The 23378-nt window shown below is 60.8% G+C and carries 21 protein-coding genes and 1 tRNA gene; 5 read left to right on the plus strand and 17 right to left on the minus strand.

Annotated features, from left to right (window positions below; translation table 11 throughout):
• Nucleotides 1–264: 264 nt before the first annotated feature.
• From PZ897_RS16755 to PZ897_RS16785, 7 genes are all read right to left on the minus strand, one after another.
• Nucleotides 265–4083, minus strand: a complete 3819-nt coding sequence (locus PZ897_RS16755) for a vitamin B12-dependent ribonucleotide reductase (protein WP_275753678.1) — start codon at nt 4081–4083, stop codon at nt 265–267.
• A 619-nt stretch (nt 4084–4702) separates the two neighbouring features.
• Nucleotides 4703–5203 carry an NUDIX hydrolase gene (locus tag PZ897_RS16760; protein ID WP_275753679.1) on the minus strand — a complete coding sequence of 167 codons (501 nt, stop codon included), beginning with the start codon at nt 5201–5203 and terminating at the stop codon, nt 4703–4705.
• A gap of 233 nt (nt 5204–5436) precedes the next feature.
• Nucleotides 5437–7134: a methyl-accepting chemotaxis protein gene (locus PZ897_RS16765; RefSeq protein WP_275753680.1), complete on the minus strand. Its 1698-nt coding sequence runs from the start codon at nt 7132–7134 to the stop codon at nt 5437–5439.
• Nucleotides 7131–7511, minus strand: coding sequence for a hypothetical protein (locus PZ897_RS16770; protein WP_275753681.1), 381 nt, complete (start codon nt 7509–7511; stop codon nt 7131–7133). The genes PZ897_RS16765 and PZ897_RS16770 overlap by 4 nt, the downstream gene beginning before the upstream one ends.
• A 419-nt stretch (nt 7512–7930) precedes the next feature.
• Complete coding sequence (gene gpt, locus PZ897_RS16775; RefSeq protein WP_275753682.1) at nt 7931–8428, minus strand: xanthine phosphoribosyltransferase; 498 nt, start codon at nt 8426–8428, stop codon at nt 7931–7933.
• A gap of 254 nt (nt 8429–8682) precedes the next feature.
• A complete protein-coding gene (locus PZ897_RS16780; RefSeq protein WP_275753683.1) occupies nt 8683–9525 on the minus strand; it encodes a universal stress protein in 843 nt (280 codons plus the stop codon).
• Nucleotides 9526–9611: 86 nt separating this feature from the next.
• Nucleotides 9612–10385, minus strand: coding sequence for a molybdopterin-binding protein (locus PZ897_RS16785; RefSeq protein WP_275753684.1), 774 nt, complete (start codon nt 10383–10385; stop codon nt 9612–9614).
• Between the two features lie 189 nt (nt 10386–10574).
• On the opposite strand from PZ897_RS16785, the gene wrbA reads away from it, so the two are divergent.
• On the plus strand, nt 10575–11174 hold the full coding sequence (wrbA, locus tag PZ897_RS16790; protein WP_275753685.1) for an NAD(P)H:quinone oxidoreductase type IV: 600 nt from the start codon (nt 10575–10577) through the stop codon (nt 11172–11174).
• A gap of 133 nt (nt 11175–11307) precedes the next feature.
• Nucleotides 11308–11394: transfer RNA gene (locus tag PZ897_RS16795), tRNA-Leu, on the plus strand.
• Nucleotides 11395–11514: 120 nt separating this feature from the next.
• Here the strand turns inward: PZ897_RS16795 and PZ897_RS16800 are convergent.
• Entirely contained in the window at nt 11515–12969 is a 1455-nt protein-coding gene (locus PZ897_RS16800; protein ID WP_275753686.1) for a TrkH family potassium uptake protein, read from the minus strand.
• Nucleotides 12970–13041: 72 nt separating this feature from the next.
• Here PZ897_RS16800 and ilvA point away from each other — a divergent pair, with 72 nt between their 5' ends.
• Nucleotides 13042–14316, plus strand: a complete 1275-nt coding sequence (gene ilvA / locus PZ897_RS16805) for a threonine ammonia-lyase IlvA (RefSeq protein ID WP_275753687.1) — start codon at nt 13042–13044, stop codon at nt 14314–14316.
• Between the two features lie 170 nt (nt 14317–14486).
• On the opposite strand, the gene PZ897_RS16810 is transcribed toward ilvA, so the two are convergent.
• From PZ897_RS16810 to PZ897_RS16825, 4 genes are all read right to left on the minus strand, one after another.
• Nucleotides 14487–15473 carry an alpha/beta hydrolase gene (locus tag PZ897_RS16810; RefSeq protein WP_275753688.1) on the minus strand — a complete coding sequence of 329 codons (987 nt, stop codon included), beginning with the start codon at nt 15471–15473 and terminating at the stop codon, nt 14487–14489.
• 152 nt (nt 15474–15625) lie between these two features.
• Nucleotides 15626–15943 carry a PilZ domain-containing protein gene (locus PZ897_RS16815; RefSeq protein ID WP_275753689.1) on the minus strand — a complete coding sequence of 106 codons (318 nt, stop codon included), beginning with the start codon at nt 15941–15943 and terminating at the stop codon, nt 15626–15628.
• A gap of 182 nt (nt 15944–16125) precedes the next feature.
• Nucleotides 16126–16443, minus strand: coding sequence for a PilZ domain-containing protein (locus tag PZ897_RS16820; protein ID WP_275753690.1), 318 nt, complete (start codon nt 16441–16443; stop codon nt 16126–16128).
• Nucleotides 16444–16704: 261 nt separating this feature from the next.
• Nucleotides 16705–18696 (minus strand): bifunctional 2',3'-cyclic-nucleotide 2'-phosphodiesterase/3'-nucleotidase, encoded by a 1992-nt coding sequence (locus tag PZ897_RS16825; protein WP_275753691.1) that lies wholly within the window; start codon nt 18694–18696, stop codon nt 16705–16707.
• Between the two features lie 221 nt (nt 18697–18917).
• Between PZ897_RS16825 and PZ897_RS16830 the strand changes: the two genes are divergently transcribed.
• A complete protein-coding gene (locus tag PZ897_RS16830) occupies nt 18918–19214 on the plus strand; it encodes an HlyU family transcriptional regulator (RefSeq protein WP_275753692.1) in 297 nt (98 codons plus the stop codon).
• Between the two features lie 145 nt (nt 19215–19359).
• Here the strand turns inward: PZ897_RS16830 and PZ897_RS16835 are convergent, their stop codons facing one another.
• A complete protein-coding gene (locus PZ897_RS16835) occupies nt 19360–19722 on the minus strand; it encodes a hypothetical protein (protein WP_275753693.1) in 363 nt (120 codons plus the stop codon).
• Nucleotides 19723–20121: 399 nt separating this feature from the next.
• Between PZ897_RS16835 and PZ897_RS16840 the strand changes: the two genes are divergently transcribed.
• Entirely contained in the window at nt 20122–20487 is a 366-nt protein-coding gene (locus tag PZ897_RS16840; protein ID WP_275753694.1) for a PRC-barrel domain-containing protein, read from the plus strand.
• Between the two features lie 191 nt (nt 20488–20678).
• Here PZ897_RS16840 and PZ897_RS16845 read toward each other — a convergent pair whose 3' ends face one another.
• From PZ897_RS16845 to PZ897_RS16860, 4 genes are all read right to left on the minus strand, one after another.
• Complete coding sequence (locus PZ897_RS16845) at nt 20679–21155, minus strand: DUF1203 domain-containing protein (protein ID WP_275753695.1); 477 nt, start codon at nt 21153–21155, stop codon at nt 20679–20681.
• A 79-nt stretch (nt 21156–21234) separates the two neighbouring features.
• Complete coding sequence (locus tag PZ897_RS16850) at nt 21235–21804, minus strand: GNAT family N-acetyltransferase (RefSeq protein ID WP_275753696.1); 570 nt, start codon at nt 21802–21804, stop codon at nt 21235–21237.
• 1 nt (nt 21805) lies between these two features.
• Nucleotides 21806–22669 carry a 3-mercaptopyruvate sulfurtransferase gene (gene sseA, locus PZ897_RS16855; protein WP_275753697.1) on the minus strand — a complete coding sequence of 288 codons (864 nt, stop codon included), beginning with the start codon at nt 22667–22669 and terminating at the stop codon, nt 21806–21808.
• 156 nt (nt 22670–22825) lie between these two features.
• On the minus strand, nt 22826–23378 hold a 553-nt coding region (locus PZ897_RS16860; protein ID WP_275753698.1), incomplete at its 5' end, for a hypothetical protein.

Here is a 23378-nt window from a genome sequence, read left to right on the forward strand (position 1 = left end):
CTGCCGTACCGTGGGATCACGGAATGGATCCCAGGGTCGGGGCCCTGGGATGACGAAGTGCGGGGGGAAGTGTCTCGGCACCATCTGACCGTTGTTCTGGCTCAATTCCACCGTCGTCATCCTCGGCCCCCGAGCCGAGGATCCATTCCGCGATGTGTGCCTGTTTAAAGGGTGACGCTGTGCTGTTCCGGACGAAACAGGTCGGTGCCAAAGACAAACAGCCCGAGGTTTCCCCCGGGCTGAAGTGTTCAATTCAATCTGACGTCAGCTACACCCGCTCGTGCTTCCACAAGTATCGCACTTCTCGCAGGTGCCGTTGCGCACCATGGTGAAGTTCTGGCACTCGGTGCACATGTTGCCGGTGTAGCCCTGCATCAGCGATTGGGCGCGGAGGTCGGCGGTTTTGGCCTTGGCGTCGCGGGCGGCGTCGGTGGCGATGTCGGAGAACAACTCGTTCGCCTCGCCTTCGGCCAGGGCGACTTCGGCCGCCAGCACCTCGGCGCGCTCCTCGTACTCGCGCTTGAAGGCAACCGCACCCTCGGGCGCTACGGCCTCCGGCTCGGATCTGACCGCCAGGTTGACCGTGGACTTGACCGTGCTGGTGCTGCGGGCGGCAAACGAACCGGTGATCACCGAAGAGCCGGAGGCAGGTGCCGCGCCGGCCTGACCCTTGGGCGCCTGGCCCTTGGGATCGGAAGTGCCGCCCTGACCGGTGACAACCTTGAGCGAGGCGCCGCGGGTCAGACCCTTGGAGAAGGGGCTGGCCTTGCCTTCGGAAATGCCTTTGCCCAGCGTGGTGTTGGAGAAATCCGACAGATCGACATGGGCCAGATCGTTGCGTCCGAGATAGGACACCGCAAGTTCCCGGAACACATAGTCGAGGATCGAGGTGGCGTTCTTGATCGCGTCATTGCCCTGGACCATGCCGGCCGGTTCAAAGCGGGTGAAGGTGAAGGCCTCGACAAACTCCTCGAGCGGCACGCCATATTGCAGGCCGATCGAGATGGCGATGGCGAAATTGTTCATCATCGCCCGGAAGGCAGCGCCCTCCTTGTGCATGTCGATGAAGATCTCGCCCAGACGCCCGTCGGGATATTCGCCGGTGTGGACATAGACCTTGTGGCCGCCGATGACCGCCTTCTGGGTGTAGCCCTGACGCCGGCTCGGCATCTTGTCGCGTTCGCGCACCAGCCGTTCGACCACCCGTTCGACGATCTTTTCGCTGACGGCGACCGCCTGGGCCGCAAGCGGCTGGGCCATCAGCGTCTCGATGGCGTCATCCTCGTCCTCGTCATCCTCGATCAGCGAGGCATTGAGCGGCTGGCTGAGCTTCGAGCCGTCGCGGTAGAGCGCGTTGGCCTTCAGCGCCAGCTTCCACGACAGCATGTAGGCGTTCTTGCAGTCATCGACAGTGGCTTCGTTGGCCATGTTGATGGTTTTCGAAATCGCGCCGGAGATGAACGGCTGGGCTGCGGCCATCATGCGGATGTGGCTGTCAACCGACAGGTAGCGCTTGCCGATCTTGCCGCAGGGATTGGCGCAATCAAACACCGGATAGTGCTCGAGCTTGAGGTGCGGCGCGCCTTCCAGCGTCATCGCGCCGCAAATGTGGACGTTGGCGGCTTCGATGTCCTTCCTGGAAAAACCCAGGGCCGAGAGCATGTCGAAGGAGAAATCGTTCATCTGCTCGTCGGTGAGGCCGAGCACGTCCTTGCAGAAATCCTCGCCCAGCGTCCACTTGTTGAAGACGAACTTGATGTCGAAGGCTGCCTTGGTGGCACCGTTGATGGCTTCGATCTTGTCGTCGGTGAAACCTTTGGCCTTGAGCGAGCCGGGATTGATCGCCGGGGCCTGGTTGATGTTGCCGTGACCGACGGCATAGGCCTCGATCTCGGCCAGCTGGGCTTCCGAATAGCCCAGAGTGCGCAGCGCCTCGGGCACGGCGTTGTTGATGATCTTGAAGTAGCCGCCGCCGGCAAGCTTCTTGAACTTGACCAGCGCGAAATCGGGCTCGATGCCGGTGGTGTCGCAATCCATCACCAGACCGATGGTGCCGGTCGGCGCAATCACGGTGGCTTGCGCGTTGCGGAAGCCGTGCTTTTCGCCCAGTTGCAGTGCCTTGTCCCAGGCCGCGGTGGCATGGGTGATCAGGTCGGGGTCGGGGCATTCGTCATGGATCAGCGCCACCGGGTTGACCGACAGGTTCTCATAGCCGCTGATCTCGCCATGGGCGGCGCGGCGGTGGTTGCGGATCACCCGCAGCATGTTCTTCTTGTTGTCCTTGTAGCCCGGGAAGGGGCCGATCTCGGAGGCCATTTCCGCCGAGGTGGCGTAGGACACGCCGGTCATGATGGCGGTCAGCGCACCGCAGATGGCGCGGCCTTCCTTGCTGTCATAGGGAATGCCGGTGGTCATCAGCAGGCCGCCGATATTGGCAAAGCCAAGACCCAGCGTGCGGTATTTGTAGGAGCGTTCGGCAATCTGGTGCGAGGGGAACTGCGCCATCATCACCGAGACTTCGAGAACAATGGTCCAGAGCCGGACAGCGTGCTCGTAGCCGGCGATATCGATGCGCCTGGTCGCCGCATCCTTGAACTGCAACAGGTTGAGCGAGGCCAGATTGCAGGCGGTGTCGTCGAGGAACATGTATTCCGAGCACGGGTTGGAGGCGCGGATCGGGCCTTCAGCCGGGCAGGTGTGCCAGTCGTTCATGGTGGTGTTGAAGTGCAGGCCCGGATCGGCCGAGGCCCAGGCGGCATGGCCGATCTGCTCCCACAGGTCGCGGGCTTTCAGCGTCTTCATCACCTTGCCGTCCTTGCGGGCGGTCAGGTGCCAGTCGCCGTCGGTTTCGACAGCCTTCAGGAAATCATCCTTGACCGAGACCGAGTTGTTGGAGTTCTGGCCCGAAACCGTCAGATAGGCTTCCGAATCCCAGTCGGTGTCATAGGTCTTGAATTCGATGTCGGTGTAGCCCTGGCGGGCGAACTGGATGACGCGCTTGACGTAGTTTTCAGGCACCTGGCTTTTCTTGGCGGCCTTGATTTCGCGCTTGAGGGCAGGGTTCTGCTTGGGGTCGAAACAGGCGTCATTGTCGGCCTCGCAATTGATGCAGGCCTTCATGATGGCGCTGAGATGGCCTGCGACGATCTTCGAGCCGGTGACCAGCGCCGCGACCTTCTGCTCTTCCTTGACCTTCCAGTTGATGTAGGCCTCGATATCGGGGTGATCGGCATCGACCACCACCATCTTGGCGGCGCGCCGGGTGGTGCCGCCCGACTTGATGGCGCCGGCGGCGCGGTCGCCGATCTTGAGGAAGCTCATCAGGCCCGAGGATTTGCCGCCGCCGGAAAGCTTTTCGCCTTCGCCGCGCAGATAGGAGAAGTTGGAGCCGGTGCCCGAACCATATTTGAACAGCCGCGCTTCCCGCACCCACAGATCCATGATGCCGTTCTCGTTGACGAGATCGTCCTCGACCGACTGGATGAAGCAGGCATGCGGCTGCGGGTGCTCGTAGGAGGATTTCGACCTGGTCAGCTTGCCGGTGAACGGGTCGACATAGAAATGGCCCTGGCCGGGGCCGTCGATGCCGTAGGCCCAGTGCAGGCCGGTGTTGAACCATTGCGGGCTGTTGGGCGCAACGCGCTGGGTGGCGAGCATGTAGGCCAGCTCGTCCATGAAGGCGCGGGCATCGTCTTCGGACGTGAAGTAGCCGCCTTTCCAGCCCCAATAGGTCCAGGTGCCGGCGAGCCGGTCAAAGACCTGGCGTGCGTCGGTTTCCGAGCCGTAGCGCTCGTCTTCGGGCAGGTCCGCAAGGGCCTTCTCATCGGCCACCGATCGCCACAACCAGGACGGCACCGAATTTTCCTCGACCTTTTTCAGACGCGCGGGAACGCCGGCCTTGCGGAAGTATTTCTGCGCCAGAATGTCGGCCGCGACCTGGCTGAACTGGGCCGGCACATCAATATCGGCGAGACGGAAAACGATCGATCCGTTCGGGTTCCTGATTTCACTCGTCGCCTTGCGGAATTCGATGTCTGCGTAGGCTGACTGGCCGTCTTTGGTGAACCGACGTTCGATGCGCATTGTAGTCCTCTTTATCAAATTCGAAGCCGGGCGCAGTCCTTGCGTCACGACAATATCTTTCCCGCAAGCCGCCCACTCATTGTGCAGCCAGTTTCTCTACTCGGTCACTCGGTGTGATTCCCGTTCCCAGGAAACTCTGTATCTTGTGGCAGAATTGGCTGCAAACACTAAATATAGTATTAACAGCTGATTTACGCCAGTCCCATTTTGCATTTCAGCGGTCACTTTTCGGGATCAAACCATGCCCGCAAATCTTCGCGTCTTGCGCGAAAACGAGCGTTTTGATCCAAAATTGTAAGGAGTAGACTGGCCTCTGTACATCCCAGCCGCGCCACCGCCGCAACGTGTGACCTATAAGCAGCGACTCGGTTGTGTGCGTCAAGGGCTTGTCCGTGGCGGAATTGCACGCACCACATCTAGTGGCGGGGGAATGTGGAAAACGAGGACAAAAGTGGTTTTATCCGGATTTGCCATTGCTCCCGGCAAAACCCCGGTATCCTCCGGGATCTGGCCCTATCCGATGGTGCACGGACGGAGGTATTGGCTCGTTATCGGCCTTTGGGTTGAAAAAGTGACCGGTAAAATTTGATCGCGAAAAAAATTCAGCCGAGGAAAACGCTCAGACGGGGGTAAGGCTGTGAAAGGCGTCGCGCATCACGTCCTTGAGCCCGATTTCGCCGACAAGGCTGATCGCAGCGGCAACGGGAAACCACTTGCGCTTGCGATGACCCTTTTCCGGCCACCGCGCCTTCTGCTCGATCAGCTCGAGCAGATAGACGTCCACATCGCAGACCGCGTCGCCGCGCCGCATCCGGCGTTTGAGGTAGCGGTAATGGCCGACAGGGCCATCGGGCAGGGCAGACCCGACAATGCCGGCTTCCTCCCAGGTTTCCCGGACAGCGGCCTGGGCGCCGTCTTCGTCGGCCTCGATCCAGCCTTTCGGCACGATCCACCGGCCGGTGTCGCGGCTGGTGATCAACAGGATCTCACGGGTGTCGCCGCTGCCGCGGAAGACAACTGCTGCGGCTTGCCGCTTCGGCTTTTTGCGGTGACGTGGGCGGTGTTTGCCGGAGTGCCTGAACAGGTCAAGCAGCTGTTTGACCCTGTCGAATGCGGTCATGTTGCTTTTCAATCGCCTCCTTGCGTGGTCATCGCATGCGGGTGTGTCTGTTGTGGATACTTGTTGTTTGCCGCGCACAGATCAAGCACGTTGACGGCCTCTGGTGGTGGAAGTGTGGTCCAAGGCTTAAACAGGCACCAAAAACGGACGCAGCACGGGCTGCGTCCCTTCAGCGACCTCTCATCTGGCACGGCTCAGGGCAATTTGTCGTTGCTCCGTGCCGCGGCTAAGAATCAGAACTCGTCCCACTCCTGCGCCGCAGCCGCGGCGGCATTGCCGTGCGATCTGGCAGCAACCGGGCTTTGCCGGCCGGCGGCAGCGACTGCTGGTCTGGACCCGGCGGTGGCGGCGGCGGCCTTTGGTGTTTCGCTCTCATTGACCCGGAACACGGCCAGTTTGGAGACCAGTCCGTCCGCATCGGAAGCCAGACGGCGGATCGACTGGGTGGTGTCGGAGACCAGGCCGGCATTTTGCTGGGTGTTCTTGTCCATATCGCCGACGGCCGCGTTGATTTCCGAGATATCGGCTGCCTGATCGCGGGCGGTATCAACAATCTTGCAGATGTATTCGTTGATGTGCTTGACCTGATCGCCGATCGAGCGCAGTGCCGTTCCGGTCTGATTGACGAGGGTCACGCCACTGGTCACCTGGGTTGTCGAGGTTTCAATCAGCGCATTGATTTCCTTGGCAGCGGTTGCCGAACGCTGTGCCAGTTCGCGGACTTCCTGAGCCACGACGGCGAATCCCTTGCCGGCTTCACCGGCGCGGGCAGCCTCCACGCCGGCATTGAGAGCGAGCAGGTTGGTCTGGAACGCGATTTCGTCGATCACGGTGATGATCTGACCGATCTGGCGCGACGATCCTTCGATCGCGGTCATGGCGCTGACGGCCTTGGAGACAATTTCCTCGGAGACGGAAGCATTCTTCGTGGCTTCGTCCACCAGTTGCCCGGCTTCACCGGCACGCTTTGACGCGGTCTGAACGTTGTCGGTGATCCGCCCGATTGCCGCTGCGGTTTGTTCCAGAGAGACGGCCTGCTGTTCGGTGCGCTGGGAAATCCGTTCGGCATCGGCACAGACACCGTTCGAGCCTTCGCTCATCTGGCGTGCGGAACCGCCCAGTTCAGCGACCAGCCGCTCAAGCGATTCCATCGACGAGTTGAAATCGCCTCTGAGCACCTCAAGCGTGTCGTCAAAGCGGTCGCTCAGGCGAACACGAAGATCGCCTTCGGCCAGTTGGCGAAGCCCTGCGCCAAGGGCTTGCATGGCAAATTGCAGACGTTCGGTGTCGGCGGCGCGTTCAGCTTCACGCCTTTCGGAATCTTCGAGATTCTGCTTCTGGGCCTGTTCGGCCTTCAGCGACATCTGGTTGGCCTGCTCATTGGCGATGTTGGTGTTGCGCATCGCTTCGTCGTTTTGAGCAAAGGCACTGGCCAGAGAATGAACCAGAGCCAGCAGGGCGCCGGACTCGAGAATAAGGATGCCCGCATGCAGGATGACACGGCTGAGATCCGTGTCACCCGGAAAGACCGCTGCAGGAATCATGAAGAACAGCACCAGATGGTGCACAGCCGTCAAGCCGGCGAAGGCCAGAATTGGCCGCCAGTCGACCCAGGCTGCGCAGATTGCCAGGCTGGCAAAGAAATACATGTGCATGTCGATCTGGAGCGGCGATCCTGAAAACGAGTACACCAGCAACGCCACGCTTGCCGCATGTGCCAGCGCTGTTGAAATCTGTGTGGCCGTACCGGTCCGGTCACGCCACCAGGTCAGTGTAGCGACACCGGCGATGGCGCCGCCGCCGCCCAGGACGATAACCGGGTCGGCTTCCATGCCCCACATGGAGCGAAGGATCATCAGGGCGAGGTTGATCCAGAGCAGCGAGACGATTGCAATGGCTGCGCGGGTGCGAAGAGAAGTCATGTAATTCATAGCGAAGATGTGCTCCTGCAAAAGAAAGCGAGACTGCCGTCGAGAACCAGCATCGCGCCAGATTTAAACAGCCGGAATGCGAAATCAGGTTCGTCGGAATAAGCGATTGCGGCGTAGGGTGCCCCGGTGCCGTTGATGATCGACCCGCCAGCGTCGGCGATGACACTGATGACGCGTTCGGGCTCACTCCACGGCGAAACAATGACCAAGGCCTGCCCATTGCGGGGCGCCATGGCTGCCGCGGACAGCACAGCCACGATCACGGCAAGATTGATGCCGATAATGCGGCACTGATTAAGCAGGTTGCTTGGTCGTGGGGTGTATTGCTGCATAAGGATAAGTGAATATACTGGTCTGTCGCGTTGCATGCCCTGCATGAGGCTTTAACTGGCTGATATCATCCAGCCGTGTATTCAGTTGCAATCACGCCATTTCGTCATAGATGTATATATATACTGTTAACGTCGACCGCGAAGGGCGGGGCGGCGTCATGACCTCAAGATTGACTGAATCTGTTCGGGAAAAATGCTGCAATGCGGCGCATCTGCTTGCCTCTCGACGGGAACAGGGGCGCGCAGGTCGGGGGTGCGAAAAACAGGCTAAAGTGCGTCGCATCAAACCGGTTCCGGGTGACGCGCTGTCGGCTCTTTGTTTGTGCATGTCGTTGTCGCAAAACCGCTGCACAGTTTTGTGCGACATGCATTAGCGACCGGGTTTGAGTGAACGCGCAGATACTGCTCGGCAATGCCCAGGCGGCAGGTCTGCGTCTCTGCGTCCCTGGTGGTGCGGCAGCAGGTCAGCCGCGCGTATCCTTGGCGATGGGTTCGACATAGGCAAAGCCCATGTCCCAGGGGAAATAGATCCAGGTGTCCTGGCTCACCTCGGTGACAAATGTATCGACCAGCGGCCGGCCCTTCGGCTTGGCATACACGGTGGCAAAATGTGCCTTGGGCAGCATCGCCCGAACAATCGCCGCCGTCTTGCCGGTATCGGTCAGGTCATCGACGATGAGGACGCCTTCGCCTTCGGTTTCCAGAATGTCGGAATTGATCTCCTTGAGCACCTGCATTTCGCCCTGATTGACATAGTCATGATAGGAGGCGACCGAAACCGTGTCGATGCGGCGGACATTGAGTTCGCGGGATATGATTGCCGCCGGTACAAGCCCGCCACGGGTGATGCAGACAATCGCGGTCCAGGTCTGCCCGGTGCCGCTCAGCCGCCAGGCAAGCGCGCGGGCGTCGCGGTGGAACTGGTCCCATGAAACCGGAAAGGCTTTGTCGGGAAGAGACATGGCTGGCTTCCTTGCGTGTGCGGGGACCGCTGATGGCTACAGAATGAATGCTCCAGCCGGAAATAGCCGAAATCCGGTGCCGAATGCAAGGGAGGCCGTGCCGGTCCGGAGGATCCCGGCTGATGCGCGACGCCGCACCTGACCTCGATGCGGTCCAAATCGCCCGGTACAGGCCTGGTGATTGTGCCAGCAGGCCTGCCATTGAAGGCAGCCATGCCGGCAGTGGTCATGGCGCCATCTGTCCTGCAGAAACCCTAACGCGACATCAGCACCGGGACGGGCGAGTGTTCGAGAAACGCCCGGGTTACGCCGCCAAACAGCCATTCTCTCAGCCGCTGATGCGTGTAGGCGCCCAAAACCACAAGGTCGGCGTTACAGGCTGTCGCCTGCGCCGATATGGCTTCAGCGGTGGAGCCGGAGCCCTTCGATGTGGTCGTCACATTGGCGTGGATGCCGTGCCGCGACAGGCAGCTTGCGATATCGGTTCCGGCCAGCGGCGCATCGATATCGGGCAATTTGTCGGGGTCGACAATGACGATTTCGACCGAATCCGCGGCTTTGAGCAAGGGCAACGCATCATGGGTGGCGCGGGCGGCTTCGCGGGATCCGTCCCAGGCAATCAGAACGCGCCGGAACGGGGCCGCCATCTTGCCGTCCGAGGGCAGGAAGAGAACCGGCCGTCCGCTTTCAAACAGCAGGGCCTCGACATTGGCCGCCATGTCTTCACGCGCCTCACGGCCGGGTTGGCGCACGATCACCAGGTCGGCCGAGCGGGCGCTGGCGAGCGCGGAAACAGCGCTGTCGCCACCGGGCGAGCGGACCGGGCGCCACTCATAGGACAGCCCGGCGGTGTCACAGGCCTTTTTGACTGCATCGCCAACTTCACGCATGCGGCTGTCGGCCTGCTCATACAAGGCGGCAATGGTGGCTGCATCCGGCACATCGATAGGGGCGGAGAGGACAACAAACTGCGAGGGCTCGCCGTGGCAAGCGATCAGATGGATGTCGCTGCCGGCTGCGAAATCCGCGATGGCGGCGGTCACCGGCGCCACATCGGCCTTCGTGGCATAGACCGCGAGAATGGTATGATAGGCCATAATCTGTCTCCTTTGCGAAAACCCGGTCGTGAAGGGTCAACCACAGCATGATGGCAGTATCGTGCCCGCGCCTTGATCCCTGTCAATCAGGATTGGGCTGAAGCGGAGTCCCGTTTTGCGGCGATTTCTGACAGCATTGCCTCGATCTCCCGCCTGGCCGTGGCGATGGCAGCCGCGTCCCGGCAACGGATGACGATCTCGGTGGAGAACCCCGCACCGGAAAATCGCGGGTAGGAGCCGATGCTGACTTGCCTGTGAGCCTTGGCGATTGCGGCCAGCGGATCACCGATGTCGCCTTCGCCGTAAGGGCAGCTGACCTTGTCGGACAGCAGCTTGACGCCCACGTTCAACTGCGGCAGCACAGTGTCGAGCATGGCCTGAAACACCGAGGGAACGCCGGCCATGACATGGACATTGCCGATGATGAAACCGGGCGCGCAGCTCACCGGATTGTCGATGTGGCGGCTGCCAACCGGCATGCGTGCCATGCGCTGGCGGGCCGGGGTGAGTTCGAGGCCGCGGTCGGCATAATGGGCGGACAGCAGCGCCATCGCGGCCGCATCATAGGTGCACTCGACATCAAAGGCTGCCGCGATGGCGTCGGCGGTGATGTCATCATGGGTTGGGCCGATGCCGCCGGAGGTGAAGACATAATCGTAGCGCGTTCTCAAGGCATTCAGCGCCTCGACGATACGGCTCTGCTCGTCGGGGACAATGCGGACTTCTTCGAGAACAATTCCGGCTGCAGTCAGCAGTTCGGCCAGGTGACCGATGTTCTTGTCTCGGGTGCGGCCCGACAGCAACTCGTCGCCGATGGCGAGCGCCGCAGCCGTGACCGTGCGGGCAGGGATTTCGCTCATGGAGATACTCCTTCGCCAGTTTGATGTGATTAGACATGTTTGGCGTGCCGGTGCAAGGGAGCGGCGGGCTGCCGGCCGGGTTGCAGTGTGAACAGTCCGTGCTCTGATTGGTGGGTTATGCCCCCCAGCGAAAGGCTTATCTCTGATCTATCGTCCGCTTCGGACGGCAACACGGTCAAGGAGCAGAAAATGGCAAAAGTACTGGTGCTGTATTATTCGAGCTGGGGACATATGGAAGCGATGGCAAAGGCTGCCGCCAGGGGCGCCGAAGCCGGCGGAGCGGATGTGACCATCAAGCGCGTGCCGGAACTGGTGCCTGAAAATGTTGCCAAATCGGCGCATTACAAACTGGATCAGGACGCCGAGATCGCCGATCCGCTTGAACTGGCTGATTACGACGCCATCATCCTGGGCGTGTCGACCCGATACGGGATGATGGCCGCGCAGCTGAAGAATTTTCTCGATCAGACCGGTCCGTTGTGGGCCGAGGGCAAGCTCGTCAACAAGGTGGCTTCGGTGATGTCATCGACCGCGACCCAGCATGGCGGCGCGGAGCTCGCGATCCTGGGGGCGCAGGCGGCGCTGCAGCATCACGGCATGATCATCGTGCCGCTGTCCTATGCCTATCAGGGGCAGATGGGCAATGATGTCGTTCGCGGCGGCTCGCCCTATGGCATGACCACCACCAGCGACGGTGACGGGTCGCGGATGCCGTCGGAGCAGGAGCTCGAAGGGGCTGAATTCCAGGGCAAGCGGGTGGCCGAGATCGCTGCCAAGCTGGTGGCCTGACCACGCCGCCCGGGCTCACGCCTGCTGGTCCGAATTGCCCGGCGGCTTCCCGCCGGGCTTTCTGGTTTCCTGGGAAATCTGCATGGCCTGCCCTTGCCTGCATGCCGATCGTCGTCTACCGACTAGGGCTCGTGCGGACGTGGCGAAACTGGTAGACGCAAGGGACTTAAAATCCCTCGGCCGCAAGGCTGTACGGGTTCGAGTCCCGTCGTCCGCACCATATCTGTTTGCGCTTTGCCGCCCGCAGACCCCAGGCGCCTGGATCGGTCTCTCGCCTGCAGCCTTGGCGCTTCATTCCAATCAGTTCATTTGCGGGCTCCTGTCGGACCTCACAGGGGTATTATCCGCGCCAGAAGGCCGGCATCAGCACGACAAGAACTGCCAGTATTTCCAGACGGCCAAGCAGCATCAGACCAACCAGGATGATCTTGGCCGGATCCCCGAGCGTGCTGAAATTGCCGGCCGGGCCGATGCGGGGACCGATGCCGGGACCGACATTGGCCAGGGCGGTGATCGCGCCGGAAATTGCTGTCTCGATGTCAAGGCCGGTAGCGGCAAGCGCGACCGAGCCGAGCGCCCAGATGCCGATATAGGCGCACACGAACAGAAACACCGTGCGTTGCATGTCCGGTTCCACCGTGAGTGTGCCGTAGCGGACCGGACGAATGGCGTTGGGGTAGATCAGCCGCATCAGTCCCGAACGGATCGAACTGGCGATGATGACCAGACGGTAGGCCTTGATGCCGCCGGACGTCGATCCGGAACATCCGCCCAGAAAGGTGGCCATGACCAGCACGGCGACGGTGAAGGGTCCCCAGAGCGTGTAATCGCTGCTGGCATAACCGGTGGTGGTGATGATGGAGACCACGTTGAAGGCCGCGTGGGTCAGGGCCATGCCGAAACTCTCGTCCTGGCTCACGCGAAGGCTGAGGGCGATTGCGATGGAGAGACCGAGCAGCAGTCCGCCATAAGCGAAAATCTGCGGATCGCGCAGCGCATCGAGCCGGCCGCGCACGACGAACAGGATGAGAACGGAAAACGGCAGGCCGGCAATGGCCATGAAAACCGTGCCGGTCCAGATAAGCGCCGGGGACTGGAACGCCCCGAACGAAGCGTCATGGGTGGAAAAGCCTCCGGTCGCAACGGTGGTCATCGCATGATTGAGCGCTTCAAAGCCGCTCATGCCGAAGAAGCGGTAAAGAAGGGCGCAGGCCACGGTCAGGCCGATATAGATGGCAAAGAAAGCGCGGACGAAAACGGCAAAGCGGGCGAAGGGTTTTTCCGACGTATCGGAGGATTCCATCTTGAAGACGGTAAAGCCGCCGACCTTGAGATAGGGCAGGACCAGAAGCCCGAGTGCGACAATGCCGATCCCGCCCATCCATTGCAGCAGGGACCGCCACAGCAACAGGCCCGGAGGGGCCGAATCGAGCCCGGCGATTACCGTGGCGCCTGTGGTGGTGACGGCGGAGACCGACTCAAACAGCGCGTCGGCCATGTCGAGCCCGAGCGACGCGAGGTAAAACGGGATGGCGCCGGTGATCGAGAGCGTGATCCACAACAGGTTGACGACGAGAAAACCGAGACGCCGGGAGAATGGCGCATTGGCGCCGCGGCTCGCTGCTGCGGACGCCAGGCAGACTGTGCCAACCGCAAACGATGAAACTGCAAAGACCCGCCAGTCCGGGTTGTCAGAATAGAAATCGACGGCCGCAGGCGCGAGCATCGCCGCGGACAGGTACAATCCTGCCATGGAGGCGATGAAGACCGCAGAACGTAGTGTCTGGCCGTGCACGCAAGGTCCTCTTGAACGCCGGCTGTCGGGATCTGGTTGGCAACCGGCTGGTTCCCGTGGCATAGACCTGCGATGACCGAAAAACAATCACCTGAAGCCTTCCGCAATTCTGTCGACGGCGCACTGGAGCAAATGCGGGCGCTGTTTGCACCGACACCATTGCAGCTCAACGACCATTTGTCGGCGAGATTCGGCGCAAGGGTCTGGCTCAAGCGCGAGGACCTTTCGCCGGTCCGCTCCTACAAGATCAGAGGCGCCTTCAATTTCATCCGCAAGGCGTTGCTGGCTGATCCCGGACAAGCGCTGTTCGTGTGCGCGTCAGCCGGCAACCACGCGCAAGGATTTGCCTATGCCTGCCGCTATTTCGGCCGCCAGGGTGTGGTGTTCATGCCGGTGACGACGCCGCAGCAGAAGATCGACAAAACCCGGATGTTTGGCGGCGACTTCATCGAGATCCGCCTGACAGGGGACTTTTTCGACGCGTGCTATGATGCCGCGCGGGAGTTTGCCGCCACCCAGGACGCCCTGATGGCGCCGCCGTTCGACCATGATGACATCATCGAGGGCCAGGCCAGTGTCGGCGCGGAAATCGCGGCGCAACTGCCACGCGGCGAGCGGCCGGATCTGATCGTCCTGCCGGTTGGGGGCGGTGGGCTTTCGGCCGGGATGGCGCGCTATTTCGAAGGCATTGTCGACACTGACCGCTTCCTGCTGACCGAACCGGCGGGTGCGCCAAGCCTCAAGCAAAGTCTTGCTGCCGGGCATCGGGTCAAGCTCGGCAAGATCGACAGTTTCGTTGATGGCGCGGCGGTGGCTGAAATCGGGGCGCGAAATTTTGAAATCCTTGCCCGCTTCCGTGCTGATCAGGTTCTGACCGTTGCGGAGAACGCCATCTGCCTGACCATGACCCGGTTTCTCAACACCGAAGGAATCGTGCTTGAACCCGCCGGGGCGCTGTCGATTTCGGCACTCGAGACGCTGGAACCCAAGTCACTGGCAGGCAAGACCGTCGTGGCTGTGGTGTCGGGCGGCAATTTCGATTTCGACCGGCTGCCCGATGTCAAGGAGCGGGCAATGCGGCATGCGGGGACGAAGAAGTATTTCATTCTGCGGCTGGCGCAGCGGCCTGGCGCGCTGCGGGATTTCCTGTCCTTGCTGGGGCCGGATGATGACATCGCGCGGTTCGAGTATCTGAAGAAATCGGCGCGTAATTTCGGATCGATCCTGATCGGCATCGAAACCCGCGAACCGGAAAGTTTCCTGCGGCTGACCGATGCCTTCGACCAGGCCGGGATGAGTTATCAGGACATCACCGACAACGAGATCATCTCCAATCTGATCATTTAAAGCGGCGCGTGATGGCGGCCTCTTAGCAATCGCACGGCGCTCAAACAGGGCGCGGGCGGCAGCGCGCTACAGCGCCGCGCATCCAATTGGATGCGCAAAGGACGCTGTATCTCTTTGAATCAATGCATGTACGTTATCGTCCAAATGAATCCATTTGAACGCGACATGCATTAGAGTTTCGAAATCCAGTCGGCAATGGCTGCGGCCAGCCGGTCGGTGGTGCCGGGAGACAGCGCATCGCCGGCAATGACGTGATGGTTCGGATCATTGCTGTCGGTGACTTCAAGCGTTTGCGCCGGCCCACCCCAGCTGGCGGCCATGGCTTCGACCCGGTCGGGGCGAATGACATTGTCCTGAGGCGAGAAGACAAACAGCGACGGCACCGAGATGGCTTTTGCATCCACGTCCCTGGCCAGATCGACGACCGAGGCCATCGGCAGCAGTGCGAGGCTGGGATACGCGGAAGTCCAGTACTGGGCGTGCAATTGGTTTCTGGGCTCGAACGAGCGCTGCTGGCCGACGATCAGGGGGACTGTCTTCTCCGCCCAGGGCAGTGTCAGCAAGCTTGAGCCTGCAGCCTGGATTCCGTAATTGGGAGACACCTGCACCAGGCCGGCGACATTGCGCATCAGATCCGGTTGAGTGGCAGCCCAGGTGGCCAGGCTGGCTCCCGTCGAGGTTGCCATCACGACAACCTGCTCGCCCAGCCTGCGTCCGATCGCCAGTGCCTCGGCGACATCATTGACCCAACCATGGACTGAGCCGTCGAGCATCGCGTCTGCGCTGCGCCCGTGCCCCTTCAGGCGCGCATAATAGAGGTTAGCGCCCAGTTGCCCGGCGACGAGATCCGGCAACGGCCTGATTTCGCCCGGGCTTGCCGAAAACCCGTGGATATAGACGATGGCGAGCGGCGTGCGGGCGCGCGATGCCGGGTAGGCCCAGACAATCTGCCTGGCATTGCCGGGACGCAGGTCATCAAAACCTTGTTCCGACGTGGTCAGATAGGCGTCGAGATCATCGGGAAGGGTGCTCTCGTCGAAGCCGATGGTGGTATCGACAGCGGGGCGCGGCCCGAGAGCGAAGGCTGCCATGCCGGCGAGAACGGCAAGTCCTGTCAGAAAGAGAACCATGCGGGTCTTTGATGCTGTCTTTGCCATTCCAGAGTGTCCCCAACAGGCTGCTGATTCTTATAGATAAGCAGGTTTCGGCAACTCTCTTATAGCCAAGGTGATTGCGCAATGCCTTTCCGTTCGCCATTCAACGGGACTGGCGGTTTCAGGTCTGGCGGGTCAGGTTTGGCGAGGCCTTTTCAAGCCGATTTCCGGTGTTTCAGGTGTATCTTGTAGAAGCTTTCCACCTTGGCAGCGGTGTTGGAGGACATGTCGAGTTCGGCCCCAAGCCGCGGTCGCCGGAACCAGCGGACGATCCCGGTGAGAAAGCCCATTTCCGTCGTTTTGATAACAATCTCTTCTCCCGGTGAAATAGGAATGTGGGAGTTGAGGTAAATACACATACCACTTTGTGAAATATCAATAACCGTTGCTTCGGTTGTCCGACCCATGCATGTAATCGTTGCCCGCAATTGTGTTGGGTCGCGCGGGTCTACACGTCGTGAGGTCCCACTCATGATATATAGCCTTTGCTGTCTGACTATATACCAAAGTACCACGCCTGCATTCGGAAACTCTTAATTTGTTAGTACAAATTTTAACACTTTCCGAAACGGATTGGCAGGGTTTCGCCATTGCCTGCCGGTTGGCTTTAACCGCTGTGCCTCCGTCAAGATTGTCGCCGGTGCGAGGAGGGCCGCTACGCGGGCTGATGGTTGTCCACGAACATCTTGTAATAACTTTCCACCTTGGCCCGGTTGTTTGACGTCAACACCAGTTCGGCGCCGATCCGGGGCAGGCGGATCCAGCGGATGGTGCCGATCAGCAACCCCATCTCTTCTGTGGCAACGGTGATCTTGTCACCCGGCGCTACAGGGATGTCCGTGGACAGATACAGGCAGATGCCGTGTTGCGACAGATCGAGCACGGCGCCGGTGGTTTTCTGCCCCATGCAGTCGATATTGGCTTCGAGACGTGTTTTGTCCCGCTTAATCGCGCGTCCTATGGTTTGCCTCATTGTCCCATGTTCCTTCTGGCAATGGATTGCCGAAGCTTGGCATGACACGGTAAGCAATTTGCTAAAAACCGGCCGCTATACGGGGGACTGATTAAACCGGTTAAGGGCGGGTAAACCCCGGCGCGGCACCAGCGCCGCGCATCCGATTGGATGCGCGAATGACGCGGTACCGGTCTCACTCGCTGCAAGTCCGTTGTCGTCCAAGTGAACCCGTTTGAACGGGGACAAGCGGCTGCGCCGGGATTCGCTGTCGGCGACAGCTCAGAGCGTTATCCGGAACAGTGCAAACCCCTCGGCGCCGTCGCCAGCAGGCTGGATCGAAACGCCGCTGATGCTGTCGACAAGGTCGCGGGCTTTTGGCCCGGTGGAAAACAATACCGTCGTCGCCTCTGCCGGGGCAAAACTCCAATTGGCATCGGCCGTGGGGTTGATCGTGCCCTGTTCGACGATGTAGCGGACAATGACATCGCGGTTGGTGTCGGGCGCCTGAAAGATCACCTTGTCGGGGCCGATCTCGGGGAAATTACCGCCGCCGCCACCGCGGTAGTTGTTGGTCGCGACGACAAATTTCTGGGCCGGATCAATGGGTTTTCCGTTGTAGCTGAGGTTTTGAATCCGGTTGGTGCCGGCGTTTTGGACATCGCCCTTCGGCGTGTATTTCGGCGGTTGGGTGAGGTCCACCTGATAGCTGACACCGTCGATCACATCGAAATTGTAAGACGGGAAATCGCCGTTGATCAGTTCGGCGTCCTGGGCTCCAGGTTCGATCTGGTTGAAGATGCCGGCCGACATTTCCAGCCACTCCTTGACCTGCGCGCCGGTGATGACGACCGCTTGCACGGTGTTGGGATAGAGGTAGAGATCGGCCACATTCTTGATGGCGATATCGCCGGCGGGAACATCGGTGTAGTAATCGGCGCCGCCGCGTCCGCCGGCCTTGAAGGGGGCGGCTGCGGAAAGCACCGGCAGGTCCTTCCACTCGGTGTCCTTGAGCATGTCGGTGATGTACCAGGTCTGCGCCTGGCTGACGATCTGGACCGACGGATCATCCGCGACGAGGGCGAAATACGAATGCAGCGGCGCCGAGGTCTTGCCGACGGCGGTGCGGACATAGGCAAGCGTCGCCTCATGCTCGGCCTGTGCGGCGGCCAGGACCTCCGGCTTGTCGGCCACCAGCGCCACGACCTTGCGGTCGATGCGGTCGGAGATCGGCCTTGCTTCGGAACTGTGGCTGATGACCTTCCAGGAACTGCCGTCACGCTCGAGCATCAGGTCAATGAGGCCGAGATGCGAGCCCCAGAACCCGCCCATGACGCCGGGTTTGCCGGATATGGTGCCCTTGGCGTTGTCGGTGCCGGCCATGCCATCGAATTTCGGGCCGGGAAAGTCGAGATGGCTGTGCCCGGTGACAATGGCGTCGATGCCGGGCACGGCTGCAAGCGGAATGGCGGCGTTTTCCAGGTTTTCGGCCCAGTCTTGCTGGCCCATGCCCGAATGGCAAAGTGCCACAACCAGATCGGCGCCTTCCTCGCGCATTTGCGGAACCCAGGCTTCGGCGGTCCTGACAATGTCGCGGGTGGCGGCGTTGCCGTGCAGATGACGCGCGTCCCAGGTCATGATCTGCGGCGGCACGAAGCCGATGAGACCGATGCGGATCGGATGCTCGGCGCCGGTGCCGTCTGTTATGGTGCGCTCGAGGATGACATAGGGCTTGAGCAGCAGATCGTCATCACGCGGGCTGGCCGCGAGCATTCCCTTGGTGACATTGGCGCAGACCAGCGGAAAATTGGCGCCCGAGAGAACCTTGAACATGAAGTCGAGGCCATAGTTGAACTCGTGATTGCCGAGCGTGCCAGCGTCATAGCCCAGCACATTCATGGCCGAGATGACCGGATGCACGTCGCCCTCCTTCATGCCGCGCTCGTAGGCGATGTAATCGCCCATCGGATTGCCCTGCAGAAAATCGCCATTGTCGACAAGGATCGAGTTGCGTGCCTCGGCGCGGATCTGGTCAATGATCGAGGCCGTCCGGGCGAGCCCCATCGTGTCATTGGGCTTGTCGCCGTAATAATCATAGGCGAAGACATGGACGTGCACGTCAGTGGTTTCCATGATGCGCAGATGCGCCTGATTGGTTGCAGCCCGTGCCGTGAAGGGATGGACTATGGCCAGGGCACCGGTCGCGGCCGCGCCACCGAGCAGGGATCGACGGGTGATGGGATGCAGTTGATCAAGAATGCGCTGGTCTTTCATGGACTTTCTCCCTGTCCTTGACTTAAAAGCTCAGTGTCAGGCTAACCAACGCCACGCAGACGCCGGGCAATGGCGATTTTGCAATTGTGGCCGAAGCCTTAATCAGCAAGTGTGATCCCCAAATGACGCTTGCGCAATCAAAATTGCCCGAGGCAGGCGGACCGGCTTCAACCAGGCCCGCGGGCCGCGGCAATCATCAATCCACTGCGGAGGAGCAAGACATGGCAGGCATTCTAGAGAGCATCCGAAATCTGTTCGGCGGCACCGCTGCGTCCAACCCGCCTGAAGCAGCCAACGAGCCGGATTCCTACAAGGACTGCCTGATCTATGCCGAACCGATGGCCGAGGGTGGGCAATGGCGCCTGGCCGGGCGGATTGTCCAGGGCGAGGGCGAAGGTGCCAAGGAGCACAAATTTGTCCGTGCGGACGTGTTTTCCAACCGGGATGAAGTGGAGGCGATGACGCTGCGCAAGGCGCGCCAGATCATCGATGAACAGGGGGCTGCGCTGTTTCGCTGACCCGTTCGCGCCGAGCGATCCGCGCGAGGCTGTGAGGCAGACAACACGGCGCGGAACCGGCCAGGTCCGCGCCGCGTTGCAAAACCAGATGGGGTAGGCCGGTGGCTGCCTACAGCGCCGCGCATCCATTTGGATGCGAGATGCATCAGTCGAAATAAATCTCGTTGTCATCGAGGTAGACGTGCGTGGCCTCGCAGATGTCGATCGAGATCGGCTCATCCTTGACCTCGGTGTTGTCTTCCCCAAGCCAGCCGACCTGGAGCGTCTGGTCGCAATTGCCGGAATCGGACGCAAATTGAGCTTCTGCTTGTGTGCCCGGGGACAGCCGCTCGCTGAGCCAATTGGCGCTCCAGCCGGTGCCGTCATTGGTGTAAAAGCCAACAACCACATTGCTTTCGGTGCTGTTGTGGATTGTGAAAACCCCCTCGGAGCCGGTTTGTGCCAGTGCTGCTGTTGCAGCGACAGCTGCAGCAAGAACCAGCGTTGCGGTCAGTTTGTAAAATTTCATTTTCTATCCAATCCTGGTGCAGTTTATCCGAAAGCTAATAGTACCAATAATTCCAAACCGCCAGCGGTCGATTGCGGTTCGGAAACAAAATCGGCGGTTGTGGTGAGGCAATTCACGCGTGGCGGTGATGCGGTCAATGGATGGTCCGGCGACCAGCTTTCCGGCTGTGCGCGTCAGCGGCGTGACCCGCCGGATCAAGGCGTCATCACGGCGACCTCGCGGTGCTCTTTCAAGGCCGGAATGTGCCTCGAAATAATCACATTCCGTTTCGGAACGAGACGTCGGGTTCGGCGTTATCGGGACATGGCGGACGTTCCTGGATAATACCAGTCAAATTGTCCTCGAAGGTCCGGCCAGAGCTAAAGACGAACGGCTTTCGCCACACCCAAGGAGAAACTCATGTCCACACTCACCAAGGAAAATTCCTCCGTGATCGGCAGCGACAAGGTTGCGGGCACCGAGGTCTATGATCGTTCCGGCCGGCATATCGGCTCAATTGAAAAAGTCATGATTGAAAAGGCCAGCGGCAAGGTTTCCTATGCCGTGCTGAGCTTCGGCGGGTTTTTCGGCATTGGCGATGATCACTATCCTCTGCCATGGGAAAAGCTGCAATATGACGAGGAATTGGGCGGCTACCGTGCCGATATCACCAAGGAACAGGTCGAAGGAGCGCCAAAATACAGCCGTGAAAGCGATTACGACTGGACCTTATCGTCGCGGGATCGGCTCTATGCCCACTATGGCCAGCCGCCCTATTGGCGCTAAGGACGCGGACCACCTCGCGGTCAGTTCACGTTTCGTGAACTCCAGCGCGACGTTGGTTTCCGGCCTGATGCCGGCAGATCAGCCGTCTTGCCTGCGCAACCCTCTGAGGTTGTCCCTTTCCTGTCCTTATCCCTGGTCCGTCCGCCTTGAAATCTGCGGGCGGGCCTTCTTGTTTGTTATGGAGCGCGTGTTCAATCCGCTGTTGAGACGGCCTTGCAATGGTAGCAATTGTTGCGCGATGAGCGGATGTGGACGGCGGTGACCGAAGGCTGGCTGAGCAACTCCTCAATCCGGGCGGCAATGGCATGGCGTCGGATGACCCCGCCGGTTCCGTAGACGATGCGCTCATCGCTGTCGTAGCCGCGCAGGATGTAATCCGGGCTGGCGAGAAAGGCAGGCAGGTCCTGCGGCGGACGGTCTTGTGGCGCGCAGGGGGCGGCGTGAAGAAAGATGGGTCCGGTTTCGGTGTAAGCATTAAGGGCGGAGAATGGCCGCCAGGCGGCGATCAGATAGGGCTCGCCCTTGTCGACAAACTCCATGCAGCGGCGGCAGGGGATACCGGCGCCATCGGATATCTGCCGTTCGGGTACGTTGCCATAGGAATCGGGCCCGCCTGCGCGCAGGCGCTCTGCCGTGGCTTGATCCATGGGGAGATATTCGAAAGACATGCGATTTCCCGCCTGGTTGATCGAACCCTGGGAGAATGCGCATTGTGCCGGTTTGCCGCCACCCGTTTTCAGCCGGCCGCTAAGTTTCCGCTCTCATCAGAGCGAGAATTTCTTCATCAGCGAGCGGTCTTATGATCGCCTGATTCTGGCTCACCGGTTCAAAGCCGACTTTCTGATAAAGCGGCAGGGCGGCTGGGTGATCAAGTGTGTTGGTCGAGACGATCACCCGCGCGGGTGTGACAGACCAGGCCGTGGCCAAGGCTTGCTCGAGCATCCATTTGCCAAGGCCGAGTTTACGCACATGCGCCATCAGGCCGAAATAGCTCAGCTCAACTGTCGAATCGTCAAGCTCGGCCAGTTCAAAGAACCCGGCAGGTGACCCCTCGACGCTGAGCACAAAAATCTGTGTCGTCTCGGCATGGACGATTTTTAACAGGTGATCATCGGACAGGCGCAGCCGGTCGGCCCAGTGCCAGTCGCGTCCAACCTGCCACTGCAGATAGCGGTAAAAGTGCAACGGGATTTCGGTGGCTTTCATCAGCGTCGCATGAAGATTGACCGGCAGGGGTGTCACCGGGCGCGGTCGGCGCGCCATCTCGAGATGGGTGACCGTCGCCTTGAGCGATTTGGGCTTTGCCATTTTGGCCATCTCAGGCTTCTCCGGTCTCGATCGGGGTGTCGTCGCGGCCGCCCCATTGCGACCAGGAGCCGTCATAAAGCGTGTTGTCCCGGTGGCCGATGGAGTGCAGCGCAAGGGTGATGACGGCGGCGGTCACACCCGATCCGCAGCTGGTCACCACCGGCTTGTCGAGATCCAGTCCCGATGATTCCAGAACCTGTCGCAACTCCTTGAGAGGTTTGATTTTGCCGCCTTCCGACAAAGTCGAAAAAGGCACATTGCGGGCGCCAGGCATATGGCCCGAGCGCATGCCTTCACGCGGCTCCGGCTCCGTGCCGGCGAAGCGGCCAGGTCCGCGCGCATCGGCAATTTGCGCTGTTCCGGTTTCGACGATTGACCGCAACCGGTCCAAACCCGTCACTGCGCCGGCATTGAAATTCGGCGTGAACTCGCTGCGAGCCGGCTGTGTCACGACGCCGGTTTCGGTTGGCAGTCCTTGCGCCTTCCAGCTGTCAAATCCGCCATCCAGCACGTAGGCATTGGCTGCGCCAAACGTGCGCAGCAGCCACCACACCCGCGGTGCCGTGAACATTCCCGGACCATCGTACACGACAATCGTATCGGTCTCGGCAAGCCCGAGGTCGCCTGCGGCGCGGGCGAAATCCGCCGGGCCCGGGATCGTGTGCGGCAGATCCGACGCCGGGTCGACGATCTTGTCCTGATCGAAGAACACCGCGCCCGGGATGCGCGACGCGGCATATTCCGCCGCGGCATCGCGATTCTGGGCCGGAAGATACCAAGAGCCGTCGACAATCCTGAGGCCGGGTTGACCAAGCGATTTGACCAGCCAGTCGAAGGAGACCACGAAAGGGCTCTTGTCGGGCGAGATGGTCATGGCAAAGTCCTCAAATACGGAAACAAGACGGCTGTTACACCCAGGCGGCGGCGTATGATATGCGATGCGGCCGGTTGGCGGCAATGACTGATCGTCGGCCGCCAGCGAATAATCAACCGCTTCGATCAGGCAAAACGGCCTCTGGTGTCTTGAGACTTAATACCGGGATGAAGGCTGGTAGATGCTGGCGTCATCAAGCAGGATCGTGACGGGTTGGGACAGTGTGCCGTCATCCGCGCCTTCTGCCGTGTCTGACCCGGTTTCATCGGCTGTCAGCAGCATCAGGGCGCTATCGCTGTCCTCGGGTGCGCCGGCTGGACCCGCAGCGTCGCCGGTGTTCCCATGACCGGCTCGGGGCGGCGGTGGCGGCGGGCCGTCGGGGCGCACGCGGTTCGTCCGGGCTGGCTGATCTGTTGCCAGAAACGCATTGACCCGGTCTGACACCAGGCGTGATGCTTCGGAGGCGACGCCTGTTTCCGGCTTTGTGGCGGCAGATCTGACCTCATGGTCCACCCGCGGCGCGGGCATGAGGCTGGGAACCAGAGCGGACGCAGGATAGGAATTGGCGAGAATGGACGGCATGATCTGGCTTTGCGTTGTGGCTGCGCCCTGAGCGGCTTGCTCCGAACGGCCGTTGATGTGACCGCTGACCTGAGACCCTAGTTCCCTCCAGTTTTCGGGAGAGTCTTGGGTTTCTAATCTGGCCTCA

The organism is Hoeflea sp. YIM 152468 (genome assembly GCF_029210485.1).
Taxonomy (GTDB): Bacteria; Pseudomonadota; Alphaproteobacteria; order Rhizobiales; family Rhizobiaceae; genus Hoeflea.